Origin of the sequence: Pseudoalteromonas sp. US3C1004 (genome assembly GCF_048401065.1) — a bacterium.
GTDB lineage: Bacteria > Pseudomonadota > Gammaproteobacteria > Enterobacterales > Alteromonadaceae > Pseudoalteromonas > Pseudoalteromonas undina.
The window spans coordinates 2,079,460-2,098,693 of record NZ_CP183073.1; the positions used below are offsets into that span (position 1 = coordinate 2,079,460).

At 41.5% G+C, this 19,234-nt stretch carries 15 protein-coding genes; 7 read left to right on the forward strand and 8 right to left on the reverse strand.

What is annotated here, in order from left to right:
- Positions 1 to 118: 118 nt before the first annotated feature.
- Positions 119 to 1,264: a patatin-like phospholipase family protein gene (locus ACNSN3_RS09730; protein WP_010388160.1), complete on the forward strand. Its 1,146-nt coding sequence runs from the start codon at positions 119 to 121 to the stop codon at positions 1,262 to 1,264.
- A gap of 10 nt (positions 1,265 to 1,274) precedes the next feature.
- Here the strand turns inward: ACNSN3_RS09730 and ACNSN3_RS09735 are convergent, their stop codons facing one another.
- A complete protein-coding gene (locus ACNSN3_RS09735; RefSeq protein WP_418607190.1) occupies positions 1,275 to 3,248 on the reverse strand; it encodes a monovalent cation:proton antiporter-2 (CPA2) family protein in 1,974 nt (657 codons plus the stop codon).
- Between the two features lie 126 nt (positions 3,249 to 3,374).
- On the opposite strand from ACNSN3_RS09735, the gene ACNSN3_RS09740 reads away from it, so the two are divergent.
- Positions 3,375 to 4,271: a GGDEF domain-containing protein gene (locus tag ACNSN3_RS09740; RefSeq protein WP_418607191.1), complete on the forward strand. Its 897-nt coding sequence runs from the start codon at positions 3,375 to 3,377 to the stop codon at positions 4,269 to 4,271.
- A 57-nt stretch (positions 4,272 to 4,328) separates the two neighbouring features.
- On the opposite strand, the gene ACNSN3_RS09745 is transcribed toward ACNSN3_RS09740, so the two are convergent.
- The 7 genes from ACNSN3_RS09745 to lpxB all read right to left on the reverse strand — a co-directional run bounded on the left by ACNSN3_RS09745 (position 4,329) and on the right by lpxB (position 12,544).
- The gene (locus ACNSN3_RS09745) at positions 4,329 to 4,670 is read right to left on the reverse strand and encodes a hypothetical protein (RefSeq protein ID WP_054202423.1); all 342 of its coding nucleotides are present in this window, start codon (positions 4,668 to 4,670) and stop codon (positions 4,329 to 4,331) included.
- A complete protein-coding gene (tilS, locus tag ACNSN3_RS09750; protein WP_418607194.1) occupies positions 4,667 to 4,891 on the reverse strand; it encodes a tRNA lysidine(34) synthetase TilS in 225 nt (74 codons plus the stop codon). The genes ACNSN3_RS09745 and tilS (ACNSN3_RS09750) overlap by 4 nt, the downstream gene beginning before the upstream one ends.
- Positions 4,888 to 6,198 carry a tRNA lysidine(34) synthetase TilS gene (tilS, locus tag ACNSN3_RS09755; RefSeq protein ID WP_418607196.1) on the reverse strand — a complete coding sequence of 437 codons (1,311 nt, stop codon included), beginning with the start codon at positions 6,196 to 6,198 and terminating at the stop codon, positions 4,888 to 4,890. The genes tilS (ACNSN3_RS09750) and tilS (ACNSN3_RS09755) overlap by 4 nt, the downstream gene beginning before the upstream one ends.
- Before the next feature lie 132 nt (positions 6,199 to 6,330).
- Entirely contained in the window at positions 6,331 to 7,287 is a 957-nt protein-coding gene (accA, locus tag ACNSN3_RS09760) for an acetyl-CoA carboxylase carboxyl transferase subunit alpha (protein WP_008110950.1), read from the reverse strand.
- A 16-nt stretch (positions 7,288 to 7,303) separates the two neighbouring features.
- Positions 7,304 to 10,795, reverse strand: a complete 3,492-nt coding sequence (gene dnaE / locus ACNSN3_RS09765; RefSeq protein WP_055012774.1) for a DNA polymerase III subunit alpha — start codon at positions 10,793 to 10,795, stop codon at positions 7,304 to 7,306.
- A gap of 2 nt (positions 10,796 to 10,797) precedes the next feature.
- On the reverse strand, positions 10,798 to 11,397 hold the full coding sequence (gene rnhB / locus ACNSN3_RS09770) for a ribonuclease HII (RefSeq protein ID WP_010388148.1): 600 nt from the start codon (positions 11,395 to 11,397) through the stop codon (positions 10,798 to 10,800).
- The gene (lpxB, locus tag ACNSN3_RS09775; RefSeq protein WP_418607200.1) at positions 11,387 to 12,544 is read right to left on the reverse strand and encodes a lipid-A-disaccharide synthase; all 1,158 of its coding nucleotides are present in this window, start codon (positions 12,542 to 12,544) and stop codon (positions 11,387 to 11,389) included. The genes rnhB and lpxB overlap by 11 nt, the downstream gene beginning before the upstream one ends.
- A gap of 293 nt (positions 12,545 to 12,837) precedes the next feature.
- Between lpxB and ACNSN3_RS09780 the strand changes: the two genes are divergently transcribed.
- Genes ACNSN3_RS09780 through cydC form a run of 5 tightly spaced genes read left to right on the forward strand, consistent with a single transcriptional unit; the run spans position 12,838 to position 19,228 of the window.
- Complete coding sequence (locus tag ACNSN3_RS09780) at positions 12,838 to 14,421, forward strand: cytochrome ubiquinol oxidase subunit I (protein ID WP_010388142.1); 1,584 nt, start codon at positions 12,838 to 12,840, stop codon at positions 14,419 to 14,421.
- Entirely contained in the window at positions 14,418 to 15,557 is a 1,140-nt protein-coding gene (gene cydB / locus ACNSN3_RS09785) for a cytochrome d ubiquinol oxidase subunit II (protein ID WP_008110962.1), read from the forward strand. The genes ACNSN3_RS09780 and cydB overlap by 4 nt, the downstream gene beginning before the upstream one ends.
- 12 nt (positions 15,558 to 15,569) lie before the next feature.
- Positions 15,570 to 15,734, forward strand: coding sequence for a cytochrome bd-I oxidase subunit CydX (gene cydX, locus ACNSN3_RS09790; RefSeq protein ID WP_008110965.1), 165 nt, complete (start codon positions 15,570 to 15,572; stop codon positions 15,732 to 15,734).
- Positions 15,724 to 17,499, forward strand: coding sequence for a thiol reductant ABC exporter subunit CydD (gene cydD / locus ACNSN3_RS09795; protein WP_418607203.1), 1,776 nt, complete (start codon positions 15,724 to 15,726; stop codon positions 17,497 to 17,499). The genes cydX and cydD overlap by 11 nt, the downstream gene beginning before the upstream one ends.
- Positions 17,492 to 19,228: a thiol reductant ABC exporter subunit CydC gene (cydC, locus tag ACNSN3_RS09800; protein WP_418607205.1), complete on the forward strand. Its 1,737-nt coding sequence runs from the start codon at positions 17,492 to 17,494 to the stop codon at positions 19,226 to 19,228. Before cydD ends, cydC begins: the two co-directional genes overlap by 8 nt.
- Positions 19,229 to 19,234 lie beyond the last annotated feature (6 nt).

The following is a 19,234-nucleotide window of genomic DNA, read 5'->3' on the forward strand; positions in this document are numbered from 1 at the left end:
TAATTCATAATTTACACCAATATTTATTAATGTAAGTTATGTATCCTTTGATTCTTCTAGCTTAAAGACTTACAGTGAATAAATAAAGTAAAGACAGTGAACAGTTTAAATACGTAACATGAAAATTAAGCAAGTCGATCCTAGTAAACCAAAAGTGGCTTTATTACTCACCGGTGGTGGTGCCCGAGCAGCTTACCAAGTGGGCGTGTTAAAAGCATTAGCGCAAAGTATGCCCAGAACTGCCCCGCTGCCCTTTAGAGTGATAAATGGTACATCTGCTGGCGCAATTAATTCTGCGGCGTTAGCGTGTTACGCTTCATGTATGCATTTAGCCGTTAGAAAGCTAGAGACAGTATGGAAAAACTTTTCCACCTCTATGGTATACAAAAGTGACTTTTTGAGTGTGTTTGGTCATATTACTCGTAATATTTTAACTAGTTTTCAGTCTGAGCATATAAACCATCCACCCGCGAGCTTATTAAATAATAGGCCACTTAGAAAGCTATTAAACGATATTCTTGATTTACATCGAATTGAACGTAACTTACATCGTGACTACTTAGAGGCGCTGTCGATTACAGCATCTAGTTATACGACCGGTGATTCTGTTGCTTTTTTTCAGTCAAATACGCAGCATTCTTGGCAGCGAGCAAAACGCGAAGGTCGCGCTACGCGAATTAATGTTGAGCATTTAATGGCCTCAAGTGCTATTCCTATGGTTTTTCCTAGTGTAAATATTTATAACCACTACTTTGGTGATGGCTCTATACATCAACTTTCACCTTTAAGCCCGTCCATTCACTTAGGGGCAAATAAAATATTTATTATTGGTGTTGAACAACCCAAGGAACCTCACCCTCCAGGTTACTCTGCGCATTTCCCTGGGCTTTCTGCAGTAGCAGGCCACTTACTCGACAGTGTATTTACCGACACCATGCAATCTGATTTAGAACGATTAGATCGAGTAAATCGTACGCTGGGGTTATTACCAGATAGACAAAAGCATCAAGAGTTAAAACAAATAGACAGCTTTATCATTAACCCCTCGCAAAACTTTAATGCAATTGCAGCGCAATACTATGATGATATGCCTTGGGCAATTAAAGTGTTACTGCGTATGATCGGGGTTAAAAAACGCTCTCAGTCGAGTTTAACCAGTTACTTATTATTTGAAAAACGCTATACCCAGCACTTAATTCAAATTGGATACGAAGATGGCATGAAGCAACTGCCCGAGATGAGAAAGTTTTTAGAGCTAGACTAAGAGGCTACTCTTACTCAATGCCATCGAGCAAGTAATGCTCAACATGCTCTACTCGCCTCGGTTTGCCTTGCAACACTATAATATCATTTGCGTATAGTACGGTATGCTCTTGTGGCATCTCTATTTCTTCCCCCTCACGACGCAACGCCTTAATTAACACCTTTCTTTTAGCTAAATTAAGCTCACTAATAGCCTTGTTTACCGCAAATGCTTTATCCGGCAAGGCAATGACATGTAAGTACTCTAACCGTTCGGGCAAATTGGTATCGCTGTCGATGTTTTCGCCTGCAAAAAAACTTTGCAATAGCTTATAGCGATTACGCCTCTCACTACTAACGCGACGAATTATTCGGCTCATTGGCACACCCGACATAGACAACACATGTGAGACCAGCATTAAGCTTGCCTCTAATGCCTCAGGAACAACCTCAGTGACGCCTAAATCTTTTAAACGCTCTAGTTGACTGTCGTCACGGGTTCTTATGAGTATTTTTACCTTAGGAGCAACCTGTTTTATGGCATCAATCACTATTTGAGTTTGTTGAAATTCCGTAAAAGTAATAATCACTAAGCGTGCTCGCTCTACCCCTGCGCACTTTAAAATATCTTTTTGCTCAACGTGGCCAAACAATAAAGGTTCACCCGCCGCTTTTCCTTCTTGCACTAATATGGGATCGCTTTCAATGGCCACATAATCAATTGCCTCTGGGGATAAAAAGCGGGCAATAGTTTGTCCTACTCGAGAAAATCCACATATAACTACATGATTATTATAAAGCGTACTGCTTTGTGGCTCATCTTCATAGGCAAACTTAGCGCGCTCTAACATACCCAGTCGCTTTAAAATAAAGGGGGTTTTATCGATTAAATACGGGGTGAGTGCCATAGATATTACGCCCATGGCAATTAAAAATGATACTTGCTCCACACTCAGTAAGTCATGCTGTGCTGCGAGTGCTATTAACACAAAACCAAACTCTCCCATTTGCCATAACATAATAGCGCAGGCTAATGCGTCCTGTTTTCGCTCTCCCATAAGTAAAGACGACACGGTTACTACGGCGATTTTTAAGATTAGGATCCCTAGTAAGGCAACAACAATAATACCCGCATGATTAACAACAAAGCTGATATCTAGCTGCATACCTACGGTGACAAAAAATAAACCCATTAAAATATCACGAAACGGGCGAATATCCGCTTCTAGCTGATGGCGGTAATGGCTTTCACCAAGCATCATACCCGCTAAAAATGCCCCTAATGCCATTGATAAGCCAAATGAATAAGTAAGTAAACCCGCAAACAAAGCAACTAATAAGGTAGTTAAAACAAATAGCTCATCACTTTTTGCTAATGCCACTTCATTAAAGACTTTAGGTAAAACCCATTTGCCAATTGCCCATAGCAACACGCAGACAAACGCACCTTTAGTTAGTGCAAATAACAGAGCCCAGCCAATACCATTTGAGTTATTGCTGGCAAATAACGGTAAAATAATCAGTAATGGTACAACAGCAATGTCTTGAAATAATAAAACGCCAATTGCCAATTGCCCTCGGCGTTTATTTAAATCGCCGCTCTCTTTTAATAATTTAGCAACCACCGCAGTAGAGGAGAGCATAATAATAATGCCAATGGTAAAACTGGTTAATAAATTAAAATTTAATAAATGCAGAGTCACAATCAGCAAAATACTACTAACAAATACTTGTAGCGACCCTAAACCAAATACAATATTACGCATCGCCATTAGGCGCGATACAGAAAACTCCAAACCTAAGCTAAACAGCAAAAATACAATACCTAGCTCTGCAATAAAGTCCATCTCATGGCTTTGCGTCATCCAGCCAACACCATGACCACCCGCTAATAAACCCACAGCCAAATAAGCCAACACAGGGGGAAGCCCTATGCGCTTAAATAGCCATACAAATAAAACCGCAGCGACTAAAAGTCCAAAAATCTGAGCATTAATACTTTGCAACGCAAACCTTAAAATAATCTATGGGATGTGACTTAACTATAGCAATCGCATAACTTTCAGCCAGAATAAAAATGTGGCACGCAATCTGCTTATTTATAAAAAGTAATACTATAGGGGGAAGAAATAGTGGAAAACGTTCATATTTTGACACAACGTATCTCTGGTCGCGGTGAATTTTTGCCGTTCTCAGCAGAGCAATACAATAGCAATACACCAACAGCACTGCATGAGCTGGCGGCCAAACTACAAACTAGCCTAGTGTTGGAAGATATTTTAGGCACATTTGCAAATTTTGCAAAACAGCTGCTTAATTTTTCTGGGGTACACTTTCAAACATCATGTATTGATGTTAAAACACCCAATAGTGATGTTGAAAACCCAGCATACTCATTTGATCTAAAAGTTGAAAGTGAGCATTTAGGCACACTCACTTATTACACAAAATATCCGCTTAGTGCGGCTATTGAAAAAAAGCTGCAGCATTTTCACAGTGTATTAATTTATCCACTACGTAATGCAATAATGTACAACCGTGTATTAAAGCTAGCAACAAAAGACTCGTTGACGGGGTTAAACAACCGTAGTCAATTTAATGACACATTACAACAAAAGCTTGAAAATCATAGACGTAACGGCCATCCATTTAGTTTAATGCTGCTTGATTTAGATAATTTTAAACAAGTAAATGATAACTATGGTCATAAAATTGGCGATGACGTTTTAATAGAATTTGCCACAGTTTTATCTAGTAGTATTAGAGGCACAGATTCAGTATTTCGTTTTGGTGGCGATGAGTTTTCAATACTAATTGAGGACCCCGCTTTTACCACCAATAAAGTGATTGCTGAACGTATCATGCGTTTAGTAAGAAACTCACCGACTATGTCTAAGTACAATGTAACAACCAGTATTGGTTTTACCCTAACTAACAGTGATGATTGCCAAAATGAGATATTTTCTCGTGCGGATAAGGGCTTGTATAAAGCAAAAGCATCTGGGCGAAACTGTGCAAAAGCCTATTAAACAATAAAAGAACATAATATTTGAAAAGCCCAGCCTCCCCCGCTGGGCTTTTTTACGCTACTTTTTTAATATAAAGTATTTGTAAATTAGTAGCATGGTGCAAAAACCAAAAAAGAAGCCACTGAGTAAATTAAGTAATGCCGCAATTGTTGCAAGCGGTGTAAAAAGCACCAACAGTAAAGGCGTACTCACTCCTAAAATGAAAAACACGCCCCCTTTACCCAACCAGTAGGCAAGTAAAATGGCGGCACATACCATACCACCCAATACAGCGTAGCCGAGGGTAGTAATATTAAGGGTTAAAAATACATTCGATAAAACCGCAATCAATAGCGTAATTAATATGCCAATGGGTGCCTTATTGATAAGCGACAGCCCAACATGGGGTTGTTGACTCATGATTTATACTCCCAAATAACACCATTTTCATCTTTATGGTTATCACTAACAAAATAACCAACCACTTGCACTAGCTCATCATTGTAAAAAATTAATGGAATATCAGCACGGAGCCAAGGCGCTACTTTTGCATCCGATAAAACCGCAATCAATAGCGTAATTAATATGCCAATGGGTGCCTTATTGATAAGCGACAGCCCAACATGGGGTTGTTGACTCATGATTTATACTCCCAAATAACACCATTTTCATCTTTATGGTTATCACTAACAAAATAACCAACCACTTGCACTAGCTCATCATTGTAAAAAATTAATGGAATATCAGCACGGAGCCAAGGCGCTACTTTTGCATCTTTAAACCAATGTTTAAGCGTATTACTACCTGGTTTTTTGAGTGGTTTAATACGCGCACTATTGCAGTCAAAGCGCACACTAACTTTTTCATCAGTTTTAGGCGCGCGTACACCCACCCCTTGCAAACATTGTAGTATTTTTCCGTCATTAAGCACTAGTTCGTGACTTGTTACCCGTTCAATATTAACGGCTAATGGCGTCGGTTGCACAAAATACAGATAACCTTGATGGCGGCGTATTTGCCCACCACTTAGCTCAATAACCATTTGCGCATCAGCTTGCGCATGAATAGCCTGACTCATTATTTGCATTAACTGTTTTTGCGAAGGCATGGTATGGGTAAATAGAGCCAGCCATGCGCGCAGAAGATTCGCAATACGAATAGCGCTGTAATGAGTCATATTTTGTATATTAAGCGCCTGATGTTGGTTAAGACACTGTGCGAGATCTTGCTGGGTATATTCATCAAGCAGTGTTTGTTGCTGCTGCAATAATTCAATACTTCGTGCTGTACACTGCTCAAACCCAGTAAAACGCTCTGCCAACTTAGGCACTATTTGCTGGCGCAAAAAATTACGATCAAAGCGCTCATTGGCGTTGGATTCATCGGTAATATGGCTAATATTAAATTGCTGGGCAAACGCTTCTATCTCGCTGCGTTTTACCGCCAATAATGGCCTATAGCACTCACGGCCACTTTCAAGCACGCGAGTTTGCTGCATAGCGCCGAGCCCTTTTAAGCCTGAGCCGCGCTTTAAACGAAGTAAAAATGTCTCTACTTGGTCGTTTAAATGCTGGCCTAACAAAATGACACTATCACTTGGGCTATATTCATCAAGCGCTTGATAACGAGCTTCGCGAGCCTGCGCTTCAATACTGGTGCGCGATTGCTGCTTAATAATGACGTGTGCCGCTTTAAAATCAATTGAAAGTTGCTCACAACGTGCTTGGCAAAATTGCTGCCAGTGATGGGCGTTATCACTTAAGCCATGATTTACATAAATTGCACTTAAATTTAATTGTGGGTACTGCTGTTTTAACCCATGCATTATCTGCAACAACACCACCGAATCTACGCCACCAGATAAGGCTACAGTAAATGTGAATTGCCCGTTTTCTATATAATGATTGAGGGCTTTTTGTACCTGCAGATAAATATGTGATGTGTGCATTATTATAACCAATGAGTGAATTGCTAATAACCCGAATAAAAAAGGCTCTACGTTACGGTATTTTAAAACAAAAAAAGCCGCATAGGCGGCTTTTTTCTATATTTGGCTATGTTTAGCTATGTTTAGCTATGTTTAGCAATAACCAAACGACATTAAACGCTTGTAACGTTGATCAAGCATCTCTTCAAGCGATAACGCTTGTAAGTCTGCTAAATCGCGCTTAAGGCGAACTTTTAAATTACGTGCCATGGCATCATAATTACGGTGTGCACCACCTAGCGGCTCATCAACTAGGTTGTTGATTAAATCTAGCTCTTTAACGCGCTCGGCTGTTACACCCATTGCTTCTGCTGCAAGTGGCGCTTTATCAGCACTTTTCCATAAGATAGAGGCACAGCCTTCTGGTGAAATAACTGAGTAAGTGCTGTATTGCAGCATGTTTACTCTGTCGCCAACACCAATCGCTAATGCACCACCTGAACCACCTTCACCAATAACAGTACAAATTGTAGGTACTTTTAGTGCGGCCATTACTTTTAGGTTACGTGCAATTGCTTCAGACTGACCACGCTCTTCTGCGCCAACACCTGGGTATGCACCTGGGGTGTCGATAAAGGTCATGATTGGCATTTTAAAACGCTCAGCCATTTCCATTAAGCGCAATGCTTTACGGTAACCTTCTGGTTTTGGCATGCCAAAATTACGTTTAATTTTTTCAGCAGTACCACGGCCTTTTTGCTGACCGATCACCATAACAGGTTCACCATCTAAACGAGCAACGCCGCCTAAAATTGCAGGGTCGTTAGCAAACGTACGATCACCCGCAAACTCGTCAAATTCCGTAAAAATACGCTCGATATAATCTCGAGTATAAGGACGCAGCGGATGACGTGCTAGCTGTGATACTTGCCAAGCACCAAGTTCAGAGAAAATTTTCTCCTTCATTTGTGCGCTCTTTTCTTTAAGTTTGCTGACTTCCTCTTCTAATCCAAGGTCTAATTCGCCAGCGCGGCTTACATTTTGTAATTCTTCAATTTTTGCTTCTAATTCTGCGATTGGAAGCTCAAAATCAAGATAATTGAGGCTCATGCTCTAAACTACCTAATTAGTTAAATTCTAGTTCTACATTTTGCGCTGCCATCAGCGATAACTTATGAATTAAGTCGTCACTTGGCGTAACACACCATTCGATCCCTAGGGTTAATTGCACCAACGCATCGGGGCGTTGATAATATACCTTGATCGGACACGTTCCCATTTTGTATGGTTCGAGTACTTTTTGTAATTTATCGAAGAAACCAGCCTCGATCTGCACCATATTCAGCGTCATCTTAATCGCTTTTATACGCTTTTCACGCGCCTGAGCAATGGTGTTTATTTCTCTGGCGGTCATTGTAATACCACCAGAGAAGTTATCAAAGCTGACCTGTCCGGATATCACCAAAATATTATTGATTTGCAACATATCTTGGTACATTTCAAACTGTTCTGGAAACAAGCGTACATCAATTCGGGCGCTTTTGTCATCTAAAGTTATCAAGCCCCAGCGATTTCCTTTTTTATTAATTAAGGTTCTCGCGGCAATCACCAAGCCCGCCCCAGTTGAGACTACATCACGGTTAGTGGGCTGCAAATCAATGAGTCGGCCTGAGGTGTAATGCCCAAGCTCTCGTCGATACTGGTTTATAGGATGGCCAGTTAAATAAAGGCCTAAGGTATCTTTTTCGCCATCAAGCCACTGATTATCTGTAAGTGGTGTGGCTTTAATAAACGCTTGCTCTACTTCGTCAGGCTCTGTGGCCAGTAAACCAAACAAGTCACTTTGCCCTAACAGCTCAGCTTTGTTGTGTTGATCGGCTGCGCGCATTGCATCTTTTAAACTTGCCAGCAGCGTTGCTCGCCCTGGTTGATTTTTTTCTGGTCCTAGCTGATCCAATGCACCTGCATAAATTAATTTTTCGGTGACACGTTTATTTAAGCGTTTTAAATCAACACGTGCACAAAAATCAAATAGGTCCTTAAATGGACCGCCTTTTGCTCGCGCTTCTAATATGGCATCAACGGGAGCCTCACCCACGCCTTTAATTGCTCCTATACCGTAAACAACTTCACCTTGAAGATTAACAGTAAACTTGTATTCACCGGCGTTTACATCGGGCGGTAACAAAGTGAGTTTCATGTTTTCACACTCATCCACCAGCGTTACTATTTTGTCGGTGTTATCCATATCGGCCGACATTACCGCAGCCATAAACTCGGCCGGATAATGGGTTTTCATCCACAGCGTTTGATACGATACCAATGCATAAGCTGCTGAGTGAGATTTGTTAAAACCATAACCCGCGAACTTTTCAACCAAGTCGAATATTTTTATTGCAAGCTCGCCATCAATGCCATTATTACGCGCGCCCTCTTCAAAGGTTGAGCGCTGTTTTGCCATTTCTTCGGGCTTTTTCTTACCCATGGCACGACGTAACATATCGGCGCCGCCTAGTGTATAACCGGCCAGCACCTGCGCTATTTGCATAACTTGTTCTTGATATAAAATAATGCCGTAAGTCGGCTCAAGAATCGGCTTTAAACTTTCGTGTTGATATTGCGCATCGGGGTATGAAATTTCTTCTCTGCCGAGCTTTCGGTCGATGAAGTTATCTACCATGCCTGATTGCAGTGGACCTGGACGGAACAAAGCAACAAGGGCTATCATATCTTCGAAGCAATCGGGCTTTAATCGGCGAACTAGGTCTTTCATGCCGCGTGATTCTAGCTGGAATACTGCGGTGGTTTCAGCGCGCAGCAGTAGTTCGATACTTTTTTTATCATTCAGTGGAATGGTGTTGATATCAACCGGCTGTTTGCCTTCACGCTTTAAGCGCTCGTTGGTCATATCCACTGCCCACTGTAAGATGGTCAGCGTACGTAAGCCTAAAAAGTCAAACTTAACCAAACCGGCGGTTTCTACATCGTTTTTATCAAACTGAGTAACCGGAAACTTGCCTTCATCATCACAATAGAGCGCAGCAAAATCGGTAATTGTGGTCGGCGATATTACAACGCCCCCTGCGTGTTTACCGGCATTACGGGTACAGCCCTCAAGAATACGACACATGTCGATTAAGTCTTTAACTTCTTCATCGCCGTCGTAGGCTTCTTGCAAACGAGGTTCAACTTCAAACGCTTTGGCTAAGGTCATTCCCGGATCGCCCGGAATAAGCTTAGAAATACGATCAACAAATCCATAAGGATGACCAAGTACCCGGCCAACATCGCGTATAACCGCCTTGGCCGCCATAGTACCAAAAGTAATAATTTGCGATACCGCATCACGGCCATACAAGGCCGATACATGATCAATTACTTCATCACGTCTATCCATACAAAAATCGACGTCAAAGTCGGGCATAGAAACACGTTCTGGATTCAAGAAGCGCTCAAAGAGTAAATCGAACTCTAGTGGATCAAGGTCGGTAATTTTAAGCGCATAAGCTACTAAGGAGCCCGCACCTGAACCACGCCCTGGACCTACAGGAATATTGTTATCTTTACTCCATTGAATAAACTCCATTACGATCAAGAAGTAACCAGGAAATCCCATTTGGTTAATTACATCGAGCTCTATCTTTAAGCGCTCATCGTATTCGCCGCGTTTTTCTTGGCGCTCTTGTTCATCAGGAAATAAAAATTGCAGTCGTTCTTCAAGTCCATCTTGTGAGACTTTAACCAAAAACTCATCAATTTTTAATGAGCCTGTAGGGTAATCTGGTAGGAAATACTCACCTAATTGAACGGTTACATTACAGCGCTTTGCGATTTCTACGGTATTTTGTAACGCCTCTGGAATATCACTAAATAGCTCTGCCATTTGCTCTGGCGTTTTTAGGTATTGCTCTTGTGAAAAACGCTTTGGTCGGCGTTTATCATCTAGGGTATAACCATCAAAAATAGCCACCCGAATTTCATGGGCTTCAAAGTTTTCTGGCTTTAAAAATACCACTTCATTGGTAGCCACCACTGGCAGTTGCTCTGTGGTTGCAAGCTCCACTGCCATATGCAAATAATTTTCTTCTTGAGCACGGTTGGTGCGAATAAGCTCAATATAATAATGATCGCTAAAGTGCTGCTTATAAAAGCTTACCACCGACTCAACAATAGCGGGGTTGCCTTTTATTAATGCTTTTCCTAAATCGCCATCTTTAGCACCCGAGAGTATGATGAGCCCCTCTTTTAAATCAACTAACCATTCACGGTCAATAACTGGACGATGAAACACATGACCACGTTGGTAAGCTTTAGAAATCAATAAAGTAATATTTTTATAGCCAGTGTTATCTTTAGCTAATAACGTTATTCGGCTTGGCTCATCAGGGAATTCTGGGCTACGTACCCAAAAATCAGCACCAACAAGTGGCTTGATACCTGCGTTATGCGCTGCGCCATAAAAACGCACTAAACCACAAAAGTTCATTTGATCGGTAATTGCCAGCGCTGGCATTTCAAGCTCTTGTGCTTTAGCGACTATTGGTTTGGTTTTTGCCAAACCATCAACCATCGAAAAGTCTGAGTGCACTCGTAAGTGAACAAAATCAGGAGTTGGCATAATTACTCCTTACCCGAAAGCGCAAGCACACGCTGCACCGGTTTAAAGCTCTTACGATGCTCATCTATAGCGCCGTATTGCTCAAGCGCTGCAAAGTGTGCTTTAGTTGGATACCCTTTATGCCCTGCAAACCCATACTGTGGATAGCGCGCATCAAGTTCAATCATTTCATCATCACGAGCCACTTTTGCTAAAATAGATGCGGCTGAGATTTCAGCGACTAAGCTATCGCCTTTCACCACCGCTTGGGCGGGCATAGCTAATTTAGGTAGGCGGTTACCATCTACAAACACAAATTCAGGCACGGTACTAAGTGCTTCCACTGCGCGGCTCATAGCAAGCATAGTGGCTTGTAATATATTTAGCTCATCTATTTCGCTTGGACTACAACGGCCAATGGCGTAACACAGTGCTTTTTCTTTTATTTCAGTGGCTAATAATTGACGTTTTTTATCCGTTAATTTTTTAGAATCGGCCAAGCCTGCGATTGGCTTATTGGGATTTAAAATAACAGCGGCAGTAACCACGTCGCCCACCAGCGGTCCACGACCCACTTCATCTACACCGGCAATTAGGGTTACATTAGGTCGTTCAATTTGCATTTATTAACTCCGCCACTGCATTTGCAGCTTGTTTACTTGCATCTAATCTAATTTTTTCATGTATGGCTAAAAAGCGGGCTTTTAATTCTTTATTGTCACTATTTAGCATAGGGGTAAGTGCTGCTGTTAAATTAGCGACATTACACTCGCTTTGCAAAAACTCTGGCACTAACTCTTCGTCTGCTAATAAATTAGGTAACGAAAAATATTTAATATTAAAGGTAAATAAGGTTTTAAAAATCCAATAACTCATGGGTTTAATTTTATAACCAACCACCATTGGTTTTTTATATAACATGCCCTCAAGCGTTGCCGTACCTGATGCCAGTAATATGGCATCGGCGGCTTGCATGGCTAAATTTGATTGCCCATCCAGTAAGTTAACATTAAGTGAGGGGGCTGTGGCATTTAAAATAGCAATAAACTGCGCTTTGCGCTTTTCGTTCACCAGTGGCACAACGACTTTAAGCGCTGGGTTCTGTGCTTGCAACTGAGCCGCTGTTTCTATGTAAGTTTCACTTAACAAGCCCACTTCTGAGCCCCGGCTCCCGGGTAATAACGCTAACACCTTGTCATCAGCACTTAAGCCTAATTGGCTGCGGGCTTGGCTATCATCGTGCTCAAGTGCAATGTCGTCGGCTAATGTGTGGCCTACAAAAGTACACGGTACTTGGTGCTTGTCGTAAAATTCTTTTTCAAAAGGCAATAAAGCCAATACTAAGTTAGTGGCTGCACTTATAGTGTGAATGCGTTTTTCACGCCACGCCCACACTGAAGGGCTAACGTATTGCACAGTTTTAATACCCGCATCTTTTAACGGTTTTTCTACACGTAAATTAAAATCGGGCGCGTCAATGCCTATAAACACATCAGGAGGATTATCAATAAAGTGCTGTACTAACTGCTTGCGAATTTTTAGCAAGCGCGGTAAACGGCCAAGGACTTCAACCAACCCCATAACCGACAGTTCATCCATATCAAACAGCGTTTTGCAGCCTTGAGCTTGCATTTTAGGACCTGCAATACCTTCAAAGATTGCATCAGGAAAATGCGCTTTAAGCGCTTTTATCAGCCCTTCACCTAAAATATCGCCCGACAGTTCACCTGCCACAATACCAATTCGTAGTTGTTTTTTATCTTTTTTCATTTGCTATTTTTTCACAAGTAAACCCGGCGTTCATACCGATTAGTTTACCGTGTTTTAAGGCTAGGTTAAACGCTTAAAACGCACCACTTTTTTCTAGCTTACTCTTAATTGATGATTGCGTATTTTATAGACTGATGTAATGTCATAGTATATTAAAGTTTTCTAATATATATATTGACAAAATTTGTACAAACGCCAATAATGATGCAAACTTTCAGAAATTACTGAAAGTTTATTAAGAACATTAACAATTGCTTTGTGCTGTCACTGCATCACAACCAAAGGAGCCAAAAATGATAGATGAAACCTTTGTGGATCTATCGCGATTACAGTTTGCTGTCACCGCTCTATTTCATTTTTTATTTGTGCCGTTAACAATCGGTATGACCTGGATTTTAGTTATTATGGAATCGGTTTATGTTATGACCGGTCGCGAGATTTATCGCGATATGACTAAGTTTTGGGGCAAGTTATTTGGTATTAACTTTGCTATTGGTGTGGCTACCGGCCTCACCATGGAATTTGAGTTTGGTACTAACTGGTCGTATTACTCTCATTATGTGGGTGATGTATTTGGTGCACCACTGGCTATTGAAGGCTTAATGGCCTTCTTTTTAGAATCAACCTTTGTGGGGATGTTCTTTTTAGGTTGGGACAGGCTCTCTAAACGCCAGCATTTAGGGGTAACATTTTTAATGGCGCTGGGCACTAATATGTCTGCGCTATGGATTTTAGTTGCTAATGCGTGGATGCAAAACCCAGTCGGGGCAGAGTTTAACTATCAAACCATGCGTATGGAAATGACTAGTTTTGCAGAGCTAGTATTTAACCCTGTAGCGCAAGTTAAGTTTATTCATACTGTGTCTGCAGGTTATGTTGCGGCGTCTATGTTTGTGCTTGGGATTAGTAGCTGGTACATATTAAAAGGACGTGATTTGGCATTTGCTAAACGTTCGTTCTCGGTGGCATCAGGCTTTGGTTTAGCCTCTATTTTATGTGTTATTTTACTCGGTGATGAATCTGGCTACGAAGTCGGTGAAGTACAAAAAGTAAAACTCGCCACCATTGAAGCTGAATGGCATACCGAAGAAGCCCCCGCAGCTTTTACCATGCTAGGTATTCCTGACTCTGAAGAGCAAGTAACTCATGCTGCGGTTAAAATTCCTTACGCATTAGGTATTATTGCAACGCGCTCACTTGATGAACAAGTGATTGGTATTTCAGATCTTGAGAAAAAACACGAGAAGCGTATTCGCAATGGCATGATTGCTTATGAATATCTAGAAAAACTTCGCGCAGGTGACGATACCCCTGAAAATATCGAAAAGTTTGATAACGTGAAAGATGATTTAGGCTATGGCTTATTACTTAAACGTTATACCCCTAATGTAGCAGATGCCAGTGAGGCACAAATACAACAAGCCGTTAAAGACTCCTTCCCTAAAGTGGGTCCTATGTTTTGGTCATTTAGGATTATGGTTGGCTGTGGCGTGATCATGCTTGGCGTATTTATCCTTGCTTTTTATTACAACGCCCATCGTATTATTGAACAAAAACGTTGGTTGTTGTGGGCCGCAGTATTAAGCATTCCTCTGCCTTGGATTGCCATCGAGTTTGGTTGGATTGTGGCTGAATATGGCCGCCAGCCATGGGCTATTTCTGAAGTGTTACCGACCTTTTTAGCAACGTCATCGCTGACGGTAAATGATATTTTAATTAGCTTAACTGGTTTTATTGTTTTCTATACTGGATTGGCGATTGTTGAAGCATGGTTAATGATTAAATTTATTAAGCAAGGACCAAGCTCCCTTCATACCGGTAAGTACCATTTTGAATTACCTGATCACAGCTCGGCTGCTAAAGGAGAACTATCATGATTTTTGATTATGAAACATTAAAAATGCTCTGGTGGTTAATTATTGGTGTGCTGTTAATTGGTTTCGCCATTACCGATGGTATGGATATGGGCGTTGCCATGTTGCTACGCTTAGTCGGCAAAACAGATTCTGAACGCCGTACCGTTATTAACACTATTGGCGCCCATTGGGATGGTAACCAAGTATGGTTTATAACCGCAGGTGGCGCTTTATTTGCAGCATGGCCTATGGTGTATGCGGCAGCATTTTCTGGTTTTTACTTTGCCATGATGCTGGTGTTATTTGCATTATTTTTTAGACCTTTAGGTTTTGATTATCGCTCTAAGGTTGACTCTAAACGCTGGCGTAATAACTGGGACTGGGGCTTGTTTGCCGGTAGTGCCATACCTGCGCTGGTATTTGGTGTAGCGTTTGGTAACTTGTTTTTGGGTGTACCGTTTCATATCGATAATTTATTGAGAGTTAGTTATCAAGGGTCGTTTTTTGCCTTACTTAATCCGTTTGCGCTCATTGCCGGCTTAGTTAGTATTACCATGTTAATTGCACACGCGGGAATGTGGCTACAATTGCGAACCGCTGATCAAGTTGCTGAGCGCTCAGGACAATATGGTCGCTACTCATTACTTGCCTTTATAGTATTATTTGCAGCGGCCGGTGTGTGGGTTGCCAACCTAACAGGTTATCAAATTGCCTCTATGGGCGACACCCAAGGTCATGCAGATCCATTGGCAAAAGTAGTTACCACGGCTCAAGGCGCATGGCTTAATAACTACAGTGAACGTCCATGGACAATGACCTTCCCTATTTTGGCATTTGCGATGGCACTGTGTGCACTCCTGTTTTCTAAATTGAATAAGCCCGCTTTGGGATTATTAGCAACCAGTGTGATGTTAATTGGGGTGATTATGACTGCGGGCGTTTCATTATTTCCGTTTATTATGCCTTCAAGCAATAACCCTGATATTAGCTTAACAATTTGGGATGCGGTATCGAGCCACAGAACACTCAATGTTATGTTCATTGCTGTGGTTATATTTGTGCCACTCATTTTAGCCTACACCACCTGGTGTTATGTGAAAATGTGGCGCAGAGTGACCGTTGATGAAATTGAAAATAACCCTCACGGCAGTTATTAAGGAGACTAAATTATGTGGTATTTCGCGTGGATTTTAGGTGTACTGCTTGCTTGTACCTTAGGCGTTATAAACGTGATGTGGTATGAATTTCATCAAAATAAAAACAGCATTGCTGATGATGAACAAGCCACCCATGATTTATTAAACGAGCATAATACAAATCACAATGACGACTAATCCCCGACCAAATCGCGCGCAGCAACAACCCCTGCGCGCTTTTTTAAAGCAGCAGAGTAAACCGGCGGCAATGTGGTTAAAGCTAAGCATTGCACTTGGAACAGTTAATGCAATTTTAATGATTGCAGGAGCTTACTTACTCGCGCAAACCATTCATGAGGTGATGTTTGAAGGGCATAGTTTAGCCCAAGTAACCCACTATTTATGGCCTTTAGCGGGTATTATTTTACTGCGTGCCATTTTCTTAGCACTCAGCGAGCGATTAAGCGCATTTGCTACGCTTAAAATTAAATCGGCTATTCGCCAAACCTTACTCGATAAACTCACACAACTCGGCCCAAGTTATATAGAGCAACATGGCCAAGGTGCAACGCTCAACACGCTGCACAATGGCGTAGAAGCACTCCATGACTACTATGCAAAGTACTTACCTGGGGTTGCCTACAGTGCCCTTATTCCTATTGCAATATTAGTGGTTATATTTCCGACCGATTACAAAGCAGGATTAATATTTTTATTAACCGCGCCACTTATTCCCTTTTTTATGATTCTAGTTGGCCACAAAGCCGAGGCACTTAATCAAAAACGTTGGCAACAACTGGCAGTACTAGGAAACTATTTTTTTGACCGCGTACAAGGGCTTACTCAACTAAAACTATTTAATGCCACACGCAAAGAACTCAAACAAATCGCGCGTATTTCCGATGACTTTAGACACGCAACGCTAAACGTGTTAAAAATTGCTTTTTTATCCTCTTTTGCTCTGGAGTTTTTAGCCACAATTAGTGTGGCACTGGTAGCGGTAATTATTGGCTTTAGATTATTTTTTGGCACCCTAGATTTTGCTACTGGCTTTGTAGTGCTGTTACTAGCACCTGAATTTTATTTACCCCTTCGCCAATTAGGCAGCCATTACCATGCACGCCTGCAGGGAATTAGTGCTGCTGCAGATATGTTGATTATTTTAAATGCACCACTGCCCGAAAATGATGATAGCCACACAGCAAAGATCAATGTTAATGCTAGTAGAACTATAAGCATCCATGAGCTCAACTTTAGTTACCCTAATAGCAATGAGGGAATAAATAATATTAATTTAACCCTGCCAAGCACAGGACTAGTAGCCATTGTCGGAGCTAGCGGCTCAGGTAAGAGCACCCTACTTGATTGCATGCTTGGTTTTCACCCAGAAGTAATACAACATATATCCATTGACCAACAACCATTGACAACCGCGGATATAAGCCAATTACAACAAAACATTGCATGGATCCCACAAAAGCCAACCTTATTTTACGACACCCTAGCCGCCAACATAAAATTAGGTAACCCAGACGCTTCATATGAAGCACTTGTACATGCTGCAGAGCAAGCAGGTGCGCTGGAATTTATTAACGAGCTACCCGATGGCTTTAACACCTTAATAGGTGAGCAAGGTGAAGGGCTATCTGGCGGGCAAAAACAGCGTATAGCATTAGCTCGTGCATTTTTAAAACACGCCCCTATTCTAATGCTCGATGAGCCAACCGCTCATTTAGATAGTCAAACCGAGCAACTCATTCAAAACGCTATTGCTGAGTATGCAAAAAACCACTTGGTGATCACCATCGCACATCGCTTAAATACAGTAAAAAATGCTAAGCAACTTATCGTTATGGAAAACGGCTGCATCGTTCAACAAGGCGATTTTAAAGCGCTCAGCCAGCAATCTGGCGAATTTGCAAAGCTGCTAAAAACAGCAAAACAAGGGGTAACTAATGGCTAATTTTATTCGTTTACTCAAATTGTGCCGCCCTCATTATAAAGCGATGCTTTTAGGGACGTTTCTAGCGTCACTCACGGTGCTAGCTAATGTAGGCTTACTCGCTATTTCAGGCTGGTTTTTAGCTTCTATGGCAGCCGCAGGAATTGCCGGCGTCCATATGAACTACTTTACCCCAGCTGGCACCATCCGCTTTTTAGCGATTGTGCGCACCGCCTCACGTTACGCTGAACGCTTAGTTACTCACAACGCCACATTTTTATTGTTAAGTGAAATACGAGTAAACATGTTCGCCACACTCAGCAAGCTTAATAACCTTGATTTAGCTATGAGCCGCAGTGCCGATTTAGTTAATCGCTTACAAAACGATGTAGACGCATTAGATAAGTTTTATTTAAATGTGTTGCTGCCGATGTTAGTAGCTTTGCTGACTGTGCCTATTATTATGCTGTTTATGTCAGCCTACAATGTAAATGTCGCCCTTATTTTTTTTGTTGGGATTATTATTATTGGGGTGATTATACCGGCAATATTAAGTAAGCAATTAGATAAAAATAGTCACCAAGAAACCTTACTTAGTGCACAACTTAGAGCAGAGCTGTCAGACACTCTTACGGGCCTTAGAGAACTAAATATTTATCAAGCTCGAAACCAACAACTCACTAAGTGTGATCTGTTAAGTGAGCAGTATAATCAGCAATTATTTATTCGTCATAAGGCTCTTGGCAACGCTGATGGCTTAAGCTTACTCATAGTGCAATTAGCTATGCTTTCCAGCATTGTTACTATTGTGCCGCTAGTGTTTAGCGGTGCTATGGTCAATGTAGAGCTGGCGATGTTGAGCCTGTTTGTGCTTGCCAGTTTTGAAAGCGTATTGTTACTGCCTAACGCCTTTATTGAGCTTCCTAATGTACTAAAAGCAGCTGAGCGACTCTTTATTCTTGAAGACAAAACGCTTAGCACAAACAATGTATCAACCACAGATATTGAGCTATTAAATAAGCACTGGGCTTTGTCGTTAAATAATGTCAGCTATCACTATGGCCAAAAGCAGGCATTAAATAATGTGAGTTTTGAGCTCCCCGCGAAGCAAAAAGTGGCTATTGTTGGTAGAAGCGGCAGTGGTAAAACTACCTTAGTGAATTTGCTCAGTAGTTTATGGCCACTGCAGCAAGGAACAATAAACTTACAAAGCGACAAAGAAATCATAAGCCTGCATGATTTAAATAATGAGAGTCGTGCAAAGACATTAAATATTTTAGCTCAGCAGCATCATATTTTTGATGGCACATTAAGCGAAAACCTTGCTTATGCAGCTCCCGATGCAACCTCGCAACAAATGATAGCAGCATTAACACAGGCAGAACTTGGTGGTTGGTTCTCTGAGCTCAAACAAGGGCTGAAAACCCGTTTAGGTACCGGCGGGCGAAATGTGTCTCAAGGTCAATCAAGACGTATAGCCTTGGCACAGGCCCTGCTGCAAAAACCCGCCATTTTAGTACTCGATGAACCGACTGAAGGGCTCGATAATATCTCTAAACAAGCTGTTATGAACAGTGTTTTACAGCTGAAAGAGCATGCCAGTGTTTTAACAATTACTCATGATCCAGCGTTATTATCGCAAATGGATAGTGTCATCTGGTTAGATAGCGGACAAATCATCGCTCAAGGTTCACATCAACAACTGCTCAATGAACACCCTGACTATGTGGCGTTAACGACCCGCTTTTAGTCCTTA

What these genes read in the sequence shown, in the direction of transcription:
- ACNSN3_RS09730 (WP_010388160.1), top strand. Translation starts at nt 119, where the DNA reads ATGAAAATTAAGCAAGTCGATCCTAGTAAACCAAAAGTGGCTTTATTA.
- ACNSN3_RS09745 (WP_054202423.1), bottom strand. Translation starts at nt 4,670, where the DNA reads ATGAGTCAACAACCCCATGTTGGGCTGTCGCTTATCAATAAGGCACCC.
- tilS (WP_418607194.1), bottom strand. Translation starts at nt 4,891, where the DNA reads ATGAGTCAACAACCCCATGTTGGGCTGTCGCTTATCAATAAGGCACCC.
- tilS (WP_418607196.1), bottom strand. Translation starts at nt 6,198, where the DNA reads ATGCACACATCACATATTTATCTGCAGGTACAAAAAGCCCTCAATCAT.
- accA (WP_008110950.1), bottom strand. Translation starts at nt 7,287, where the DNA reads ATGAGCCTCAATTATCTTGATTTTGAGCTTCCAATCGCAGAATTAGAA.
- dnaE (WP_055012774.1), bottom strand. Translation starts at nt 10,795, where the DNA reads ATGCCAACTCCTGATTTTGTTCACTTACGAGTGCACTCAGACTTTTCG.
- rnhB (WP_010388148.1), bottom strand. Translation starts at nt 11,397, where the DNA reads ATGCAAATTGAACGACCTAATGTAACCCTAATTGCCGGTGTAGATGAA.
- lpxB (WP_418607200.1), bottom strand. Translation starts at nt 12,544, where the DNA reads ATGAAAAAAGATAAAAAACAACTACGAATTGGTATTGTGGCAGGTGAA.
- ACNSN3_RS09780 (WP_010388142.1), top strand. Translation starts at nt 12,838, where the DNA reads ATGATAGATGAAACCTTTGTGGATCTATCGCGATTACAGTTTGCTGTC.
- cydB (WP_008110962.1), top strand. Translation starts at nt 14,418, where the DNA reads ATGATTTTTGATTATGAAACATTAAAAATGCTCTGGTGGTTAATTATT.
- cydX (WP_008110965.1), top strand. Translation starts at nt 15,570, where the DNA reads ATGTGGTATTTCGCGTGGATTTTAGGTGTACTGCTTGCTTGTACCTTA.
- cydD (WP_418607203.1), top strand. Translation starts at nt 15,724, where the DNA reads ATGACGACTAATCCCCGACCAAATCGCGCGCAGCAACAACCCCTGCGC.
- cydC (WP_418607205.1), top strand. Translation starts at nt 17,492, where the DNA reads ATGGCTAATTTTATTCGTTTACTCAAATTGTGCCGCCCTCATTATAAA.